The following is a 16,402-nucleotide window of genomic DNA, read 5'->3' as shown; positions in this document are numbered from 1 at the left end:
ACGAGGTGCTTATGAGCAGTAAACGATACCCTGAAGAGTTCAAAATTGAAGCAGTAAAACAAGTCACTGAGAAAGGTCATAGTGTGGCTGAAGTTGCTACACGTTTAGGAACCACTACACATATTCTGTATGCTTGGATCAAACGTTATGATCCACAGCAGCCCAAGACAACAGAATCTAGTGATCCAACTACAGAATTAGCGAAATTAAAAAAAGAGCTGCAAAGGGTCACTGAAGAAAGGGACATATTAAAGTGAAAGCACTGCTTTCACGCCGCTTCGCAAGCCAGTCCAAATGAGGTACGCCTTTATTCGGGACAACCAACATATATGGTCTGTTCGTCGTTTATGTTCAACGTTAGATGTTCATCACAGTGGTTATTACGCCTGGTTAAAGAAACCTACCAGTATAACTGCGAGGAAGCGGCAACAGCTTTCAGGATTAATTAAACAGTTCTGGTTGGAATCTGGCGGAGTCTACGGTTATCGCAAGATTCATTGTGATTTGAAAGACGTTGGCGAAAGTTGCGGTATCAATGGCACTGTTGCAAATAGGGATCTGAGTCGATGATTTTCCCTTCAAAAAAGCTTAGAGACCAAAAACTCTATTTACTAGCCAAACTTCTCCTAGAATATTACCGTTATAAAATAATGAAGCTTGTCCTTTGCGTAGAGCACGCATAACCTCAATTCCTTTAATTGTGGCATAAGCCGTTTTCATAGACTTGAATCCCAACGTAGCCTTGATGATCCGTTTGAGCTTGCCATGATCACATTCAATCACGTTATTCTTGTATTTAATCTGTCGATGGTCCAGGTCTTCAGGACACTTTCCTTCCTGTTTTAGTCGCGACAAAGCACGGCCATAGGTATGAGCCTTATCAGTGTTTATGACTCGTGGAATCTGCCATTTTTTGACATGATTCAAAATCTTACCAAGAAAACAATAAGCTGAATGGGTATTTCGTCTAGCAGAAAGATAGAAATCAAGAGTATGGCCACGTTGGTCAACTGCACGGTATAGATATGCCCATTTGCCATTCACTTTTACGTAAGTTTCATCCAGATGCCATAAATGTCGATCTGTAGGATTACGCCAATACCAACGTAAACGTTTTTCCATTTCTTGAGCATAACGCTGAACCCAGCGATAAATTGTGGTGTGATCAACATTCACTCCACGTTCAGCGAGCATTTCCTGAAGTTCACGATAGCTGATGCCATATTTACTATACCAGCGCACGGCCCAAAGAATGATTTCGCCCTGAAAATGCCGACCATGGAAAGGATTCATATGCTGCACCTTTAGCTAAAGCAGTCTTCAGCTTACCATTCGTAGTTATTTGCAACGGTGCCCGATACTCTTACTTCAAAGCCAAAATTTTTCGGGCACCATTAAGTACGAATAAAGAAACCAGTATGCCAATGATTAAGTCTGGATAAGCTGATCCCGTCCACGCCACGAGTACACCGGCAAATATAACGCCCATATTTACGACAACGTCATTCGCCGAGAAAATCCAACTGGCTTTCATATGTGCGCCATCTTCTCGATGACCAGAAATAAGATATAAGCATGTCACGTTAGCTATAAGTGCGAGCAGGCCAATAACAATCATGAGCGTTGATTCTGGCTCGCTTCCAAACATGAATCGTCTAATGACATCAACAATCACGATAACAGCAAGTAATAACTGAATCCAACCTGCGAAATGGGCTGCTTTTATTTGATATTTCGCAGCTTTTCCGACGGCATATAGCGCAATACCATAAACGGCTGCATCGGCAAACATATCTAGAGAATCAGCAATCAATCCTGTAGACGCAGCAATAATACCGCTGATGAATTCTATAAAGAAAAGTAGAGCATTAATACCTAATAACAGTTTAAGTACTTTAGCTTGTCTCACAGGATCAGGTTCATTAGGTATATCGCCTGAAGAAAGCTGTATTTCATCAAGTTTCGCCCCAAAACCCAGTCCTTCGAGTTTAGCCGTAATTTGCTGAATCCCTTCATTATGGAAGACTTTCAGTTTTCGATTGGGAAGATCAAAAGTAAGACCTTTAACTGCTTCAATATCTGCAAGAGCCATACGGACCATTTGCTCTTCAGCAGAGCAATCCATTTTAGGAATGGTGTAGGTACTTGTTTGCTTAGCCTGTTGATTGCTTATATAAGTTTCAGTCTTCACAAGCTTTGCACCAAAACCCAAAGCTTCAAGTTTGGTGGTTATATTTTCATCTTTTTGATTATGTAGAACCTTTAAAGAACGGTTAGGTAAATCAAAGATGAGTTTTTGAACACCATCAATTGAAGATAGCGCCATACGAACCATCTGTTCTTCCGCAGAACAATCCATTTTGGGAACTAAGTATTCACTCATGTAGTGCGAATCTTTTAAAACGTCTTCAGTGCTTAAATTTTCTTTGGGATCAGAACCACAACAGGATTGAGCGGTATCTTCACAACTGTTTGAAGTGTTACAGCAAGGAGATGAAGATTTTTTTTCTTCCTCTTCACCACAACAGCTAAGCGTATTATCACAATTCTTTGAATTGTTTGCTTCTGCAATTGATGGATGATTTTCTTGTTGAGATTTCTTATCTTCGCATGGTGTTTCTTTACTACATCCACAACCACTCATAATTATACCCATTAAAAAAATTATAAACTTTGAATATTAGAATCCCTATAGTTACTATAGAGTCAAGATTTTTTGGAAATACCAACTCAATGCATTTAAAAATTGGTGAACTCTCTAAAAAAACCTCATGTTCAGTATTAACAATTAGGTTTTATGAAAAGGAAGGTTTAATTCCGGAACCCGAAAGAACGGAAGGAAATTACCGCCTTTACGATATAGGCTATGTTGAGCGAATTAAGTTTATTTTGAATTGCCGAACTTTAAATATGAGTTTGAATGAAATTCGTCAATTACTTACCTATAAAGACAAACCTGAGAAAAATTGTTCAGATGTGAATGAATTAATTGACTTACATGTCAGTGCTATCAGAGAAAATATAATCAAGCAACAAAAGCTTATTGAACAACTATCTGATTTAAGAGGTACTTGTGATGGTTTATGTACAATTGACCAATGTGGAGTTTTAAAAAATCTAGCTTGATTATCTAGACCTATGCTTTTTTCAAAAAATCGGCACTGTTGCAAATAACCACGAATGGTAAGCTGAAGACTGTTTTAGCTAAAGGTGCAGCATATGAATCCTTTCCATGGTCGGCATTTTCAGGGCGAAATCATTCTTTGGGCTGTGCGCTGGTATTGTAAATATGGCATTAGCTATCGTGAACTGCAGGAAATGCTGGCCGAACGGGGTGTGAATGTTGATCACACGACTATTTACCGTTGGGTTCAACGTTATACGAATCTAAAAATGGGAGCCTATAGCTCCCATTTTTATTGTTAAACGTTGAATCCTATATGTTTTCCTGTTGGAAGCTCTACATCAATACGGAGCTTCCCACCCATTGCCTCAACATACTTTTTCATGGTTGAAATCTTAAGATCATTGCCACGATTTTCTATTGCTGAAAGCGATGGCTGTTTTATTCCCAAAGTTTCAGCAAGCTCTTTTTGAGAAATTTCGAGTTCTTCACGAATAAGATGAAGCTGATTTTCTAGCAGTAATTCATCTGCCATTTTTTGAATACGGGCTTGGCTCTCTGGAGAGCGGCTAGCTAACAATTCTTGCAGAGTCTTAGCCATTAGATTTATCTCCTAGGGTGGTGAGATGAAGTTGGTATTGTTCATCTGCAATATCCAGCATGTCTTTATAAAAACGCTTTTTACCGCCTTTATCAGCAATACATAGAACAATAGCCTGTCGTAAGGGATCAAATGCGAAAAAAGCTCTTAAGGGTCTACCGCGATGTTGAACACGCAGTTCTTTCATATTGGTAAATTTAGACTCATACACAGTATCTACTAAAGGACGGCCTAAACTCGGTCCCTGCTGCTGTAGAACAACCAGGGCAGCTAGGACCTTCTCTTGTGTCGATTCATCTTGCTGTTCAAGCCACTGATTAAATAGATCTGTCGTAATGACTGTCCACATACCACAACCAAAATATAGATTATAGTCTATATTTTAGGGGCATTATGTTTGTTTTGCAAATGAGAAAGGATAGGCAATAAAAAAGCCCGACATCCTGTCGGGCTTTTCCATATTTGGCGCTTAGATCTGACTCCTGTCTGATCTCACGTTCCTTGTTGTTCATCTTATTCTTTTTATCTGGAGCATCCTGCTCTCTATGTCTTCATGATAGGAAATTTCCAGTATTGCGGATAGCAGCAAAGGGCCGAGATTGGTATGAGCCAGGGCTTACAAAATAGCCTAAATTTTATCCACAAAAAATGTGGATAATTTTGGACATTGAGGCATTGATAAAATTTGAAAAACCTCAAAACTGACTATTTTTTAGTCAAATTTATTGGCAAGAAGTATCAAAACCGCTCATAAAAAAGCCGACTTGTTTCAAAATCGGCTTTTTGGTCATTTTTGGATTTTTCTGTTTTCATTAAGTGCTTGATATCTATATTAATATACAATTGTACTTCGTATAACCGCCATTATGTTAAATGAGAAAAATTAGTAGAAATAATTGACCTATTTTATATTGTGTGCAATTATATTTTGCACAATATAAGTCTAAACAAGGTAATATCAATGAGTAACCTCTATTCAACTCAAGTCAAAGCAGTCGGTGGACGTTCTGGAACAATTAGTAGTGAAGACGGTCTTTTAGAATTAAAATTGGCTCTACCTAAAGAATTAGGTGGGAAAGGTGATGCAACAAATCCTGAGCAATTATTTGCTGCTGGCTATGCAGCCTGTTTTGGGAATGCAGTGATCCATTTAACTCGTAGCAATAAAGAACATAAAATACGTGATAATGATGTAGAAGTTTTGAGTACTGTTGGAATGGTTGCTAATGGCAATGGCGGATTTGCCTTGACAGTACACTTAGATGTCACGCTTTCAGGTATTTCACAAGCTGATGCAGAGAAAATCGTGGAACAAACGCATCAAGTATGTCCTTATTCCAATGCTATTCGAGGTAATATACAGGTGTCTACCACTGTCTATACCAAATAAAAAAACTATGTCCAAGAATCAGCTTTGCTTAGATGAGCAACTATGTTTTCCTATTTATGCTGCATCTAATTTAATTGTGAAAGCTTATCGCCCTTTTCTTGCACCTCTTGGGCTCACTTATCCTCAATATTTAGTGATGTTGGTCTTGTGGGAAAAAAAATGTGTAAGTGTGGGTGATCTTGGACAAATTTTACATCTTGATAGTGGAACATTAACGCCATTATTAAAAAGAATGGAGACATCTGTTCTGATTAATCGATCTCGTGATCCTCATGATGAAAGACGAGTTCTAATCTCCTTAACAGACAAAGGGCGAGACTTATCTGCTGAGGCTGAAAATATTCCTAAAGAGCTTACCAAAAACATTGAGTTTGATAACTTAAGTCAATTACGAGATGAATTAAAAGTATTAGTCAATCTATTGTCAGAGAGAGTTTAATACCTCTTAATATCTGATAATAGAAACCGTTTACTTTTAAGAATCAATTAGTTTTCCTTAAATTAACATAATACACGTTATATTAATCTAAAAATGGGAGCCTTTAGCTCCCATTTTTACTATATTTTTTAAAGTTTTAGGCGTGTTGTACAGTGAGTTTTAAGCCTAACGCATTTACTACGCGATTAATTGTATCAAAACGTGGTGCTGAATCATGACGTAGGGCTTTGTAGAGTGCCTCACGCCCAATCCCTGCTTCTTTAGCAATTTGAGTCATGCCACGAGCTTTAGCAATAACACCAAGTGCATGGGCTAATTCAGCTGGATCATTATCTTCAAGAACCATATTAAGATACATCACAATGTCTTCTTCAGTTTTGAGTGACTCAGCCATATCAAAACTTGGTAAATCAGCGACTTTAACCATTTTAATCCTCCAATGTTTTCGATAATTTGATTGCACGATCGATGTCTTGTTGTTGAGTCGATTTATCTCCTCCACCAAGCATTACAATCACTACATCACCATGTTGGATGTAATACATTCTCCATCCAGCACCGAAGAATTCTCTCATTTCCCAAACGCCATCTTGGAGAGGTTTAATGTCTCCCCAATTTCCACGTTGAACCTTATCTAATCTACGATTCAGGCGAATACGGGTCATATTGTCTTTAATGCCATCCAACCATTCATCAAATTCTGGCAGACGTTTAATTTCAATCATGAGGATTCCTTATCTTCTCACTATATTGTATTCGATCGAATACAATATGCAAGTAATCTATACGAACATCCATTAATTTCGTATAACAACCATTATGTTAAATAGAGGGAAAATCTATTTTTAAAGTGATAAAATTATTGCAGTTATTTTAAGAATAGCTGCTTTTGATACTTGATCATCTATCCTAATTAAAAACTGTTTTTTAATAATTTGGAATATAAATAAGATTTAGTTAAAATTAACATTATTCATATAAATTAACATTATGTATTACATTTACTAATAATTTAAAATAATTAGTAGAAAAAAATTATGTTTTAATTATTTCTTTGATTATATAAGTTGAGAGTAAAAAATGATTAATACGGAATTTTCAAAGTGTATTTCTGCATGTACAAACTGTTCACTTATTTGTACTGAATGTGCAACTTCTTGTTTAAAAGAAAAAGATTTAGAGATGATGCGTGAATGTATTCAACGTTGTCTAGAATGTGCAGATATTTGTCAGTTATGTGTGCGTATGCAACAACATAACTCACCTTTCCTCAAAGAGATTTGTGAGCTTTGTGCTAAGATCTGTGAATATTGTGCGGAAGAGTGTGAAAAACATTCACATGATCATTGTAAAAAATGTGCTGAGGCTTGCCGTCAGTGTGCAGAAGAATGTCGAAAAATTGCCATGTAAAATACTTCAATAATGTTAATTATATGGCTCTAGACTAACATAATCATTCTGCTAGTCTAGAGCCTTTCCTAAAATTAACATAATACACCTTATACGAAGCCAAAAATGGGAGCTTTAAGCTCCCATTTTTAGTCTTTAATTCGCTTTTTCGCTTCGTCATAAACTATGCTATCAGCTCGTTTTCCGACGGTAATGAGCAGGATAACTACCTGATCATATTTAACTTGATAGACAAGTCGGACACCAGCTTTTAATAATTTGATTTTATAGCAACCTGCAAGATCGCCTCTAAGCATATTCTTTGGAATATGTGGCTGCTCTATGACTTTGGCTAGTTTCTTTTTAAATTGATCTCGTATAGCAACAGGGAGTTTTCCCATTCTGCTGTAAAGTCCTTGTGACGTAAAAGCTTATAAGTCATCTAATGTGACTTCCTCAAACATCTCTTTAGGATCATTAATGCGCTTACGGACAAGAGCTAATAATTCTTCATCTTCTTCCGAAAGCAAAGCTTTTTTGACAGGCAGTTTCCCAGTCGTAGCAACATACTCAAGAATACTAGTGAAGAAATCAGTAGGTGCAATACCTTGCTCTTTAAGGATTGAATAAGATTTTTCTTTAAGGGCTTCATCGATCCTGAAGTTAACAGTAGCCATCATATTTCCCAAGTATTTAATGTACTAGGAATATTGTAATGCAAATTGCATTACAAGTCGACTTCGCATAACAGCCATTATGTTAAATGGAAGGAAGCAAAATAAGTTAACATTTTGCTTCCGGCCACATTAAGCTAGAGTTTTATTTAAATAAAGCTATTTAGTAATCATTAAATTAATTAAAATCTAAATCTAACACCAGCTCCATATAACCAACCTTTCTCAGAGTTTGATTCTATTTGCCACGACGTTTCATCATTACCTTTTGAATACTCATAGGCAATGTCGATATACGGCATGATCTTTTTACTGATTTCATAGCGAGTTTCAAACCCTGCGGTTGCACTGCTTAAACCAGTTTTTTTCGCATATTTAGAGTCATCACTAAAGATAGCATCCAACTCTAAATAAGGTTGAATAATCAACTTTTGCGTAATCAGAAAATCACGTTCCGTTTCTAGGCTAAAGCCCGCATAATTGTCTTCTCCCGCATAGAGATAAGCATCAGTTTCAAAGAAATATGGCGCCATACCATGTAAGCCAATCACCGCATCAACATTTTCTTCGGTGTCTTTGCGATGATCATTGAGTTCAACTTTTTCACTACGATAACGTGCACCAATTTGTGCATCCCAAAAGTCTGAAATCATACGGCTATATAAAAGTTTGGCATCATAATGTGCATCATGCGATTCTTCTTTATCGGCATGAATTTTAATAAAAACCTTATTTTCATCTGTGCCAATACGGGTTTCAAACTCTGACTTTAAATCACCTGTGCCATCTTCATTGACAAGCCACTTATTGTCCACTGTCGTAATCGCATAAATTTGCGCACCGTGTTCTGAGCGATGATCATAATGCGAACTCTGCTGAGCATTCGCATCTGGTACATGATGTGAATGATTAACCGTAGATGTTGCCTGATGTTGTGCCTGATTCATTTGGCTATGGTTCATTTGAGAGCGATCCATTTGCATCGGCTGATTTTGACTAGAAGATGTAGCAACTGTCATTTTTTCAGGCGCACTATGATCTTCACCATTATGTGCCAAACTCACTGCACTGACCATCAACAAAGAGCTTGCTAAAACAGTTTTAGAAAAAAGATTAATGGTGCGCATGTTGATCTCCTTTCTGTACTTTTTGATCTTGCTGTTTCTCTGTTGATTTGTGATGCATTGGCTGATGACCTGCATGTTGATGGTTCATCGGTGCTGAATGTGCAGCATGATTCATTTTCCCCATCATCTGCATGTGTTGTGCATGCTCTTGTGGAGAATGCTGTGAATGATCCATCTCAGACATCGCTTGATGATTCATTGATGGTACATTTTTTCCATCAGTCTGAGCAGTTGAATGATGCCCTTCGTGCGCCAAACTTAAGCTTGTTAAACTCAATACCGCAACAGAAAAAAACGCTTTAAATACAAAATTAGTGATGTGCATGTCCAGCTCCTTTTTGCTCAGTTACTTGGTGAGTTTGAGTCGAATTTGTACCTTGAATTGGCGTTGTAGACACTTGTTCATCGCTAACATTTGCCACGATCAACTTGTTCATCATTCCTGCACTCATGTGATACAACAAATGACAATGGATTGCCCATTCGCCCAACTCATCCGCAGTTAATAAAGCAGTCACTGTTTTACCCGGTGGTACAATCAATGTGTGTTTATTCGGCATATCTACCGACTCTTGACCATTCTCCAACTGCATAAACATGCCATGTAAATGCATGGGGTGCGCCATCATACTGTCATTAATAAATTTGATACGGATACGCTCGCCATACTTCACTTTTAATGGCTCAGCATCGCTGAATTTTTTACCGTTAATCGTCCAAATATAACGCTCCATAGTACCGCCCAAACGCACTACTAATTCACTGCTAGCTTCACGAGTATCTTTTTGCGGTTCTAAAGATTTTAAATCACTATATTGCAAGGCTTTATTGCCCGCAGGTGTAGATGCATTTGCCCAACCATAAACCACTTGATCATTTTCTTGTGGTTTTGCTGTGCCATGCTGTGAATGATCCATTTTCGAGTGATCCATGCCTTGCATATCGCCATGGTTCATTTTTGAATGATCCATTTTCGAGTGATCCATGCCTTGCATATCGCCATGGTTCATTTTTGAATGATCCATTTTCGAGTGATCCATGCCTTGCATATTGCCGTGGTTCATTTTCGAATGATCCATTCCTGCATGATCACCGCCACCATGTCCCATATCTTCCATGGTCAAAAGTGAGCGTGGACGTGGTGCAGGCATATGAATGCCATGTGTCATAGGATTTAATTCATTGTGCAGTGTACCAATCGCATAGCCTGCACGGTCAATTGACTCAGCTTCAATTTGATAATGTCCGCCTTTTGGCTCCACAATCACATCATAAGTTTCAGCTGTGCCAATACGAAACTCATCCACAGCAACAGGTTTTACAGGCTGACCATCAGCACTGACCACAGTCATTTTCAAGTTAGGAATACGGACATCGTAGAAAGACATCGCAGATGCATTCACAAAACGTAGGCGAATTTTTTCATTCGGTTTAAACATTCCTGTCCAATTTTGTTCAGGTGTTTTGCCATTAATGAGGAAGGTATAACCTGTAACATCCGACATGTCGGTTTTTAGCATACGCATCTGATTCCACATTTTGCGGTCAGACCATGTCGCTTTTATGCCATCACGTTTAACCTGCTTCCAAACATCACCCAAGGTTTCACGCTGATTTTGATAATATTCAGCTGAAATTTTAAGATCTTTCTGAATTTGATCACTGGTTTTTTCATGAAAATCTGACAACATCACCACATAGTCACGTTCAGCTTTTTCATGTGCTGCCAATGGTGTTTTACCTTTTGGATAAATCACAAAAGAACCATATAAGCCGTCCTGTTCCTGTCCTTTAGAATGAGCGTGATACCAATAAGTCCCGCTTTGGCGAATCTTGAATTTATAAACATACTCGCTTTGAGGCTTAATACCGTTAAAACCATTAAATCCCGGTACACCATCCATAATGCCCGGCAACAACAGTCCGTGCCAATGAATAGAAGAATCTTGGTTTTTTAAATTATTTTTCACGCGAATGATGGCTTCATCACCCTCTTCAAACTCAAGCAAAGGCGCAGGAAATTGACCATTTACGGTAATGCGCTTTACAGGCTTTCCAGTTGGGCTGACCACTGCTTCATCAATAACAAGCTGATATTCACGCACTTCGGCAAAAACCAAAGGCGACGATGCAAAACAAATACCTGCTAATAGGTACGAACTAATTTTATGAGACATAACTTAACCTTAATTTTGAAAAATAAATAAATTTTAAAAAAATTGGTTAAGTTTTAGGAGGACGTGAAATTTCTTGCCAATACCCATTTAGATATTGGTTGAGGTAATAAAAATTAGGCTGATCTATAGAATAGAAGGTATCTAGGGGATCTAGCGAGCTTTGCAAAGAATGAAGACATGAGATCTGTGTCTGGCAGGATAAGCTAGAACATTCCTGACACTTTTTGTGATCTATATTCTGATTAAGAGCTAAATGATTATGGCAATCGGTATTAGTCTGTACTTCGTGATTAATACCATGTTGAGTGACTTGCTGTGCTTGCTCTAAACAATGATCTTGGCTCATTTCAGTTTGCATATTGATATGCATTATCTTTACTGATGCAACAGACACACTACTCCATCCTATGGCAAAAACCATAAGAAAACAAAACCAAAGTTTTTTGGAGAGATGAGTCAACACGAATGCTATCTAGGAATAGAATTTAATCCAAAATATCTTAACGGAATTTCAAATATTTACAACTCAATATAATTTAGTAGTTTCTCTAAAATTAACATAATACACCTTATACGAAATACTTGATATTTATCATTAAATTTCAGTATATTAGATCAAGCCGTTGTGGGGCATAGGGTACCAGAGCGGCTTTTTATTGATTATTTATGTTCCACGCTTAAAATTCGAACAATGTTTCATGATTTTTATAAGTTAAACTAAATTTAGTTGCCAATCCCAATAAGCTATTCACTAACTTGTAAATATCGGTATACCGCCTGACGACTAATCCCAAAAGCTTTTCCTAATGCCATTTTTGATGGATACTTCCCTTCCCTCCATGCTTGTCGTAAAGCTTCAGCTTGGTCAGGCTTTAGTTTATGCACCCGACCTTTGTACTTCCCCTGAGCAGAGGCGAGTTTTATTCCTTCCTTTTGCCGCTCTAAAATGATCTCACGTTCGAACTGTGCAAAAGCACCCATCAATTGCAGCATCAAATTATCCATCGGGGTGGATTCGGCCGTAAAAGTAATATTTTCTTTTACAAACTGGATGGCAATCCCTCGTTTGACCAGTTTATCTACTTCAGTGACCAAATCTTTCAGGCTTCGCGCAAAACGATCCATGGAATGTACAATCACCCTGTCCCCTTCCCGGACATAGTTCAACATTTCCTGAAATTTAGGTCGGTCAGTATTTTTACCTGAAGCACGGTCAACAAAAATCCGGTCGACTTCAATTCCCTCAAGTTGACGTCCAGTGTTTTGCTCGACAGAACTTACCCGGATATACCCTACTTTTTGGCCTTTCAATTTTTCAGGCACTGTTGCAAATAGGCTGACATGATAAGCTAAATATCTTATTTATTTCGAGATACAGCAGATGAATCCCTTCCACGGTCGGCACTTTCAAGGTGAAATCATTCTTTGGGCTGTTCGTTGGTATTGTAAATATGGCATCAGCTATCGTGAACTTCAAGAAATGCTCGCTGAACGAGGCATAAATGTGGATCACAGTACAATTTATCGTTGGGTTCAGCGTTATGCTCCAGAAATGGAAAAACGGTTACGCTGGTATTGGCGTAATCCTACAGATTTACATTCATGGCATATGGATGAGACTTATATCAAAGTGAAGGGGCGATGGACTTACCTGTATCGTGCAGTTGATCAACGGGGTCATACGATTGACTTTTACCTTTCCGCTAGACGGAACAGTAAATCAGCCTATAGTTTTCTAGGAAAGATCTTCAATACGGTGAAAAAATGGCAAATTCCACGGGTCATCAATACAGATAAAGCAGCGACCTATGGCCATGCTTTATCACGGTTAAAGCGAGAAGGAAAATGTCCAGTAGATATTGAGCACAGGCAGATTAAGTATAAAAATAATGTCATTGAATGTGATCATGGTAAGTTAAAGCGGATCATCAGGGCCACATTAGGATTCAAATCTATGAAGACGGCTTATGCCACAATTAAAGGTATTGAAGTCATGCGTGCACTACGTAAAGGACAAGCATCGTCATTTTATTATGGTCAGCCTCAAGGTGAAGTGTGTCTAATCAACAGGGTTTTCGGTCTCTAAGCACTTTTAAAAAGGAACTTCATCGACTCAAATCTCTATTTGCAACAGTGCCTTTTTTTGACCTTTGCTTCAACTTTCATACAGTCGGTATGCATCATATCCTGGTTTTGAGATGCTTCCATTTGCATGGATTTCATCTGTTCAGATGGCATTAAACACCGCTTATGTACAGACGAAGCAGCAGCAGCCGATCCTACTAAAAGGATAGCAAACGATAAAAACAGCGATAGGCATGTTTTTAACCACTGCATAGAGATAAGACCAAAATTTAAGCTTTTTTAGTTTTACAGATTCGAAAGGAAATGACAACAATTTCATGAATAGTAGCCGAAGCTACCATTCATGATTCCAAGTCATATTATTTTAAAAAACTAATTCGATACCTGCACCATATTTCCATCCCTTTTCAGACTCTGTTGCCTCTTGCATAGAAGTGGCTTTCTGTCCTTTTTCATATTGGTAAGCAACATCAATGAAAGGTTTAATTCGCTTAGTAATCTCATATCGGGTTTTGATACCAGTTTTAAGTTCTGATAAACCTGATTTTGCAGCATAGTTAGAATCATCGCTAAATATTACATCTGCTTCGATATAAGGTTGAGTAATAAGTTTCTGAGTTAAAAGCAAATCACGTTCTAATTCAAAACTTGCTCCCCAAAAATTATTCTCACCGCCATAAAGATATGCTTGTGTTTCAAAGAAATAAGGAGCTAATCCTAATACACCAATAACACCATCAACTCGATCACTGTTGCTGCTATTTTTATCTTCGCTATATCTTACACCAGCTTGTATATCCCAAAATGGGGCTACGTTACGGCTATAAAGTGCTGATACAGCATATTTTGGATCATTACTTTCTGACTTTTCCGAATTGGCTTCAATAAATAGACGATTTTCATCTGTTCCAATCAAAGTTTCAAGCTTTGTTCCTAGGTTGCCCTTACCGTCTTCATCAACCATCCATGCATTTTCAAGTCTTGTTACTTGATAAATTTGTCCGCCATGTTCTTTAAGATGATCATCGTGAGATCCGTCTGATCTCTTTCTTGCAGTCAAAATAATATTATCTCCCCCATTTGCATTTTCCATTGAATAATATTCTGGATACAATTCTTGGGGGCTATATCTTAAGCCACCAGACTCCTGTAATAAGACTCTCATACCATTTGTAATATTACTTTCTTGTTCCGAAGTGCTGCTATTAGCAAAAGTTAAGTTTGATATACTTATTAATGCAATTGATAAGACTGTTTTTGAGAAGAAATTCTTAGTGATTTGCATGTGGATTTACTCCCTTCTCATTTACTTGGGACTGAGGAACAGTCTTTGTAGAATTACCATCTTCCACTTGAGCTACAATGAGTTTATTCATCATTCCTGCACTCATATGGTAAAGCAGGTGACAATGAATAGCCCACTCACCTAACTCATCAGCTGTGAGTAGAGTGGTTATCGTTTTCCCAGGTGGAACAATTACCGTATGTTTGTTTGGCATATTGCTTGGATCCTGACCATTCTCAAGCTGCATAAACATGCCATGTAAGTGCATTGGGTGAGCCATCATACTGTCATTGACAAATTTTAAGCGAATACGTTCACCATACTTCACCACTAGTGGGTCGGCTTCATTAAATTTTTTACCATTTATTGTCCAAATATAACGCTCCATGTTTCCACCAAGACGGATCTCTATTTCACGTTCAGCTGCACGAGTGTCTTTTTGAGGATCTAACGATTGCAAATCACTATATTGCAATGCTTTATTACCTTCAGGTGTTGAAGCATTTGCCCATCCAAATACGGTATTATCATTCTTGTCTGAAGCCGCCTTAACAGTAGCGCTATTCATCGGCATATCATGATCCATACCTTTCATAGAAGACATATCATGATCCATACCTTTCATAGAAGACATATCGTGATTCATGCCTTTCATAGAAGACATATCATGATTCATATCTTTCATAGAAGACATATCATGATTCATATCTTTCATTGAAGACATATCATGATCCATACCTTTCATAGAAGACATATCGTGATTCATGCCTTTCATAGAAGACATATCATGATCCATACCTTTCATAGAAGACATATCGTGATTCATATCTTTCATAGATGACATGTCATGGCTCATCCCCATATCTTCCATAGTCAATAAAGAACGAGGACGAGGCTTAGGCATCTCAATTTGTTTGACTGCTGGGCTGCTTTCTTCATGTAATGTTCCCACTGAAAAACCGGTACGATCAATAGATTCAGCTTCAATTTGGTAATGTGCTTGTTTTGGTTCCACAATGACATCATAGGTTTCAGCAGTACCAATACGGAACTCATCTACAGGAACGGGCTTTACAGGTTGACCATCAGCACTGACTACAGTCATTTTTAGGTTTGGAATGCGTACATCAAAGAATGACATAGCGGAAGCATTAATAAAACGAAGGCGAACTTTTTCACCAGCTTTGAAGTTACCGGTCCAGTTTTGCTGAGGTGTTTTGCCATTCATTAAAAATGTATAACCAGTCACATCGGACATATCTGTTTTCAACATCCGCATCTGATTCCACATAGAGCGGTCTTGCCAAGTTGCCTTTAATCCATCACGTTTAACTTGTTTTAATACATCGAATACTGTTTCGCGACGGTTCTGATAGTAATCTGCTTCTTTTTTAAGATTTTTCATAATTTGATCACTTGTTGAATTATGAAAATCAGAAAGCAAAACAACGTAATCTTTATCGGTTTTTTCAGCAGCTGTTAGTGGAGTTTTATCTTTAGGATAAATAACAAAAGCACCATATAAACCGTCTTGTTCTTGTCCTTTACTATGTGAATGATACCAATAAGTACCATTTTGGCGGACTTTAAACTTATATTCATAAGTTTTATTAGGGGCAATGCCATTAAATTTGTTAAATCCAGGTACACCATCCATAATTCCAGGTAATAATAAGCCATGCCAATGGATTGAAGAGTCCTGATTTTTTAACTTATTGTGAACACGGATAACGGCCTCATCACCTTCTTCAAATTCAAGAAGTGGTGCAACGAATTTACCATTAACGGTAATTCTCTTTAGCGGTTTTCCTGTGATATTTACAGTTTGTTCAGCGATTGTTAAATCATATTCTTTAACTGCCGCCATTACCCAAGTTGATGAAAATAAACCAACTCCAATTAAGAGTACATGACTTAACTTATTTGACATTCTATCTCACCTTTAGAAAGGTCAAGATTGAAGTAATAAAGCAAATATTTAGTAGAAACCTTTGCACGAACAGATACACAAAAGTTCGTTAAAATGATATAATGCTTTATAATCAACCACATAACAAAAGACACCGACATGGCATGGAAACAAACAGGGCAGCTGTCCCTAGCAGACAGTC

General features: G+C 37.8%; 18 protein-coding genes and 4 pseudogenes. 7 read left to right on the top strand and 15 right to left on the bottom strand.

The features are described 5' to 3' along the window. Window positions 1-11: 11 nt before the first annotated feature. Window positions 12-537: pseudogene (locus FTT86_RS16165) on the top strand (transposase); the annotation flags it as partial. A gap of 51 nt (window positions 538-588) precedes the next feature. Here the strand turns inward: FTT86_RS16165 and FTT86_RS12815 are convergent. Then, window positions 589-1,293 carry an IS6-like element IS1007 family transposase gene (locus FTT86_RS12815; RefSeq protein ID WP_180087571.1) on the bottom strand — a complete coding sequence of 235 codons (705 nt, stop codon included), beginning with the start codon at window positions 1,291-1,293 and terminating at the stop codon, window positions 589-591. Window positions 1,294-1,363: 70 nt separating this feature from the next. Further along, window positions 1,364-2,644: a cation transporter gene (locus FTT86_RS12810; RefSeq protein ID WP_005093338.1), complete on the bottom strand. Its 1,281-nt coding sequence runs from the start codon at window positions 2,642-2,644 to the stop codon at window positions 1,364-1,366. An 89-nt stretch (window positions 2,645-2,733) separates the two neighbouring features. On the opposite strand from FTT86_RS12810, the gene cadR reads away from it, so the two are divergent. Further along, window positions 2,734-3,126 (top strand): Cd(II)/Pb(II)-responsive transcriptional regulator, encoded by a 393-nt coding sequence (gene cadR, locus FTT86_RS12805; protein WP_004733193.1) that lies wholly within the window; start codon window positions 2,734-2,736, stop codon window positions 3,124-3,126. A gap of 93 nt (window positions 3,127-3,219) precedes the next feature. Beyond that, window positions 3,220-3,381, top strand: a pseudogene (locus tag FTT86_RS12800) (IS6 family transposase); the annotation flags it as partial. A 41-nt stretch (window positions 3,382-3,422) separates the two neighbouring features. Here the strand turns inward: FTT86_RS12800 and FTT86_RS12795 are convergent. Both FTT86_RS12795 and FTT86_RS12790 read right to left on the bottom strand, forming a co-directional pair. Further along, entirely contained in the window at window positions 3,423-3,725 is a 303-nt protein-coding gene (locus tag FTT86_RS12795; protein WP_001140620.1) for a helix-turn-helix domain-containing protein, read from the bottom strand. Further along, window positions 3,718-4,074, bottom strand: coding sequence for a type II toxin-antitoxin system RelE/ParE family toxin (locus FTT86_RS12790; protein WP_000269911.1), 357 nt, complete (start codon window positions 4,072-4,074; stop codon window positions 3,718-3,720). The genes FTT86_RS12795 and FTT86_RS12790 overlap by 8 nt, the downstream gene beginning before the upstream one ends. A 612-nt stretch (window positions 4,075-4,686) precedes the next feature. On the opposite strand from FTT86_RS12790, the gene FTT86_RS12785 reads away from it, so the two are divergent. Further along, complete coding sequence (locus FTT86_RS12785; protein WP_180087572.1) at window positions 4,687-5,115, top strand: organic hydroperoxide resistance protein; 429 nt, start codon at window positions 4,687-4,689, stop codon at window positions 5,113-5,115. Window positions 5,116-5,122: 7 nt separating this feature from the next. Further along, on the top strand, window positions 5,123-5,554 hold the full coding sequence (locus FTT86_RS12780) for a MarR family winged helix-turn-helix transcriptional regulator (protein WP_005264140.1): 432 nt from the start codon (window positions 5,123-5,125) through the stop codon (window positions 5,552-5,554). Between the two features lie 136 nt (window positions 5,555-5,690). On the opposite strand, the gene FTT86_RS12775 is transcribed toward FTT86_RS12780, so the two are convergent. Together FTT86_RS12775 and FTT86_RS12770 are read right to left on the bottom strand one after the other, a co-directional pair. Beyond that, the gene (locus FTT86_RS12775; protein ID WP_060875721.1) at window positions 5,691-5,981 is read right to left on the bottom strand and encodes an addiction module antidote protein; all 291 of its coding nucleotides are present in this window, start codon (window positions 5,979-5,981) and stop codon (window positions 5,691-5,693) included. Between the two features lies 1 nt (window position 5,982). Further along, window positions 5,983-6,279: a type II toxin-antitoxin system RelE/ParE family toxin gene (locus FTT86_RS12770; RefSeq protein WP_180087573.1), complete on the bottom strand. Its 297-nt coding sequence runs from the start codon at window positions 6,277-6,279 to the stop codon at window positions 5,983-5,985. Between the two features lie 355 nt (window positions 6,280-6,634). Between FTT86_RS12770 and FTT86_RS12765 the strand changes: the two genes are divergently transcribed. Next, entirely contained in the window at window positions 6,635-6,964 is a 330-nt protein-coding gene (locus FTT86_RS12765; protein ID WP_016658833.1) for a four-helix bundle copper-binding protein, read from the top strand. A 128-nt stretch (window positions 6,965-7,092) separates the two neighbouring features. Here FTT86_RS12765 and FTT86_RS12760 read toward each other — a convergent pair. The 6 genes and pseudogenes from FTT86_RS12760 to FTT86_RS12735 form a co-directional block, all read right to left on the bottom strand. Then, window positions 7,093-7,385, bottom strand: a pseudogene (locus tag FTT86_RS12760) (type II toxin-antitoxin system RelE/ParE family toxin). Continuing rightward, entirely contained in the window at window positions 7,375-7,620 is a 246-nt protein-coding gene (locus FTT86_RS12755; RefSeq protein ID WP_000246755.1) for a type II toxin-antitoxin system RelB/DinJ family antitoxin, read from the bottom strand. Before FTT86_RS12755 ends, FTT86_RS12760 begins: the two are co-directional and overlap by 11 nt. A gap of 179 nt (window positions 7,621-7,799) precedes the next feature. Then, window positions 7,800-8,744, bottom strand: a complete 945-nt coding sequence (locus FTT86_RS12750; RefSeq protein WP_104510421.1) for a copper resistance protein B — start codon at window positions 8,742-8,744, stop codon at window positions 7,800-7,802. Beyond that, entirely contained in the window at window positions 8,731-9,069 is a 339-nt protein-coding gene (locus FTT86_RS12745) for a hypothetical protein (protein ID WP_004897649.1), read from the bottom strand. The genes FTT86_RS12750 and FTT86_RS12745 overlap by 14 nt, the downstream gene beginning before the upstream one ends. Next, a complete protein-coding gene (locus tag FTT86_RS12740; protein ID WP_180087574.1) occupies window positions 9,056-10,921 on the bottom strand; it encodes a copper resistance system multicopper oxidase in 1,866 nt (621 codons plus the stop codon). Before FTT86_RS12740 ends, FTT86_RS12745 begins: the two co-directional genes overlap by 14 nt. A 744-nt stretch (window positions 10,922-11,665) precedes the next feature. Next, window positions 11,666-12,232 (bottom strand): recombinase family protein, encoded by a 567-nt coding sequence (locus FTT86_RS12735; protein ID WP_004282172.1) that lies wholly within the window; start codon window positions 12,230-12,232, stop codon window positions 11,666-11,668. A 70-nt stretch (window positions 12,233-12,302) separates the two neighbouring features. On the opposite strand from FTT86_RS12735, the gene FTT86_RS12730 reads away from it, so the two are divergent. After that, window positions 12,303-13,007 (top strand): IS6-like element IS1008 family transposase, encoded by a 705-nt coding sequence (locus FTT86_RS12730; protein ID WP_001067783.1) that lies wholly within the window; start codon window positions 12,303-12,305, stop codon window positions 13,005-13,007. A gap of 53 nt (window positions 13,008-13,060) precedes the next feature. Here FTT86_RS12730 and FTT86_RS12725 read toward each other — a convergent pair. From FTT86_RS12725 to FTT86_RS12715, 3 genes and pseudogenes are all read right to left on the bottom strand, one after another. Further along, window positions 13,061-13,258, bottom strand: a pseudogene (locus FTT86_RS12725) (hypothetical protein); the annotation flags it as partial. A gap of 112 nt (window positions 13,259-13,370) precedes the next feature. Next, window positions 13,371-14,291, bottom strand: coding sequence for a copper resistance protein B (locus FTT86_RS12720; RefSeq protein WP_086197643.1), 921 nt, complete (start codon window positions 14,289-14,291; stop codon window positions 13,371-13,373). Next, entirely contained in the window at window positions 14,278-16,221 is a 1,944-nt protein-coding gene (locus tag FTT86_RS12715) for a multicopper oxidase domain-containing protein (protein WP_180087629.1), read from the bottom strand. The genes FTT86_RS12720 and FTT86_RS12715 overlap by 14 nt, the downstream gene beginning before the upstream one ends. Between the last annotated feature and the right edge of the window lie 181 nt (window positions 16,222-16,402).

Source organism: Acinetobacter sp. YH01021, assembly GCF_013420255.1.
Classification (GTDB): Bacteria; Pseudomonadota; Gammaproteobacteria; order Pseudomonadales; family Moraxellaceae; genus Acinetobacter.
Note: the sequence above shows the minus strand (reverse complement) of the source record. Positions and strands in the feature narration are given on the sequence as shown.

Bases quoted from the DNA above. Each gene is read 5' to 3' on its own strand.
- FTT86_RS12815 (WP_180087571.1), bottom strand. From the start codon at position 1,293: ATGAATCCTTTCCATGGTCGGCATTTTCAGGGCGAAATCATTCTTTGG.
- FTT86_RS12810 (WP_005093338.1), bottom strand. From the start codon at position 2,644: ATGAGTGGTTGTGGATGTAGTAAAGAAACACCATGCGAAGATAAGAAA.
- cadR (WP_004733193.1), top strand. From the start codon at position 2,734: ATGCATTTAAAAATTGGTGAACTCTCTAAAAAAACCTCATGTTCAGTA.
- FTT86_RS12795 (WP_001140620.1), bottom strand. From the start codon at position 3,725: ATGGCTAAGACTCTGCAAGAATTGTTAGCTAGCCGCTCTCCAGAGAGC.
- FTT86_RS12790 (WP_000269911.1), bottom strand. From the start codon at position 4,074: ATGTGGACAGTCATTACGACAGATCTATTTAATCAGTGGCTTGAACAG.
- FTT86_RS12785 (WP_180087572.1), top strand. From the start codon at position 4,687: ATGAGTAACCTCTATTCAACTCAAGTCAAAGCAGTCGGTGGACGTTCT.
- FTT86_RS12780 (WP_005264140.1), top strand. From the start codon at position 5,123: ATGTCCAAGAATCAGCTTTGCTTAGATGAGCAACTATGTTTTCCTATT.
- FTT86_RS12775 (WP_060875721.1), bottom strand. From the start codon at position 5,981: ATGGTTAAAGTCGCTGATTTACCAAGTTTTGATATGGCTGAGTCACTC.
- FTT86_RS12770 (WP_180087573.1), bottom strand. From the start codon at position 6,279: ATGATTGAAATTAAACGTCTGCCAGAATTTGATGAATGGTTGGATGGC.
- FTT86_RS12765 (WP_016658833.1), top strand. From the start codon at position 6,635: ATGATTAATACGGAATTTTCAAAGTGTATTTCTGCATGTACAAACTGT.
- FTT86_RS12755 (WP_000246755.1), bottom strand. From the start codon at position 7,620: ATGGCTACTGTTAACTTCAGGATCGATGAAGCCCTTAAAGAAAAATCT.
- FTT86_RS12750 (WP_104510421.1), bottom strand. From the start codon at position 8,744: ATGCGCACCATTAATCTTTTTTCTAAAACTGTTTTAGCAAGCTCTTTG.
- FTT86_RS12745 (WP_004897649.1), bottom strand. From the start codon at position 9,069: ATGCACATCACTAATTTTGTATTTAAAGCGTTTTTTTCTGTTGCGGTA.
- FTT86_RS12740 (WP_180087574.1), bottom strand. From the start codon at position 10,921: ATGTCTCATAAAATTAGTTCGTACCTATTAGCAGGTATTTGTTTTGCA.
- FTT86_RS12730 (WP_001067783.1), top strand. From the start codon at position 12,303: ATGAATCCCTTCCACGGTCGGCACTTTCAAGGTGAAATCATTCTTTGG.
- FTT86_RS12720 (WP_086197643.1), bottom strand. From the start codon at position 14,291: ATGCAAATCACTAAGAATTTCTTCTCAAAAACAGTCTTATCAATTGCA.
- FTT86_RS12715 (WP_180087629.1), bottom strand. From the start codon at position 16,221: ATGTCAAATAAGTTAAGTCATGTACTCTTAATTGGAGTTGGTTTATTT.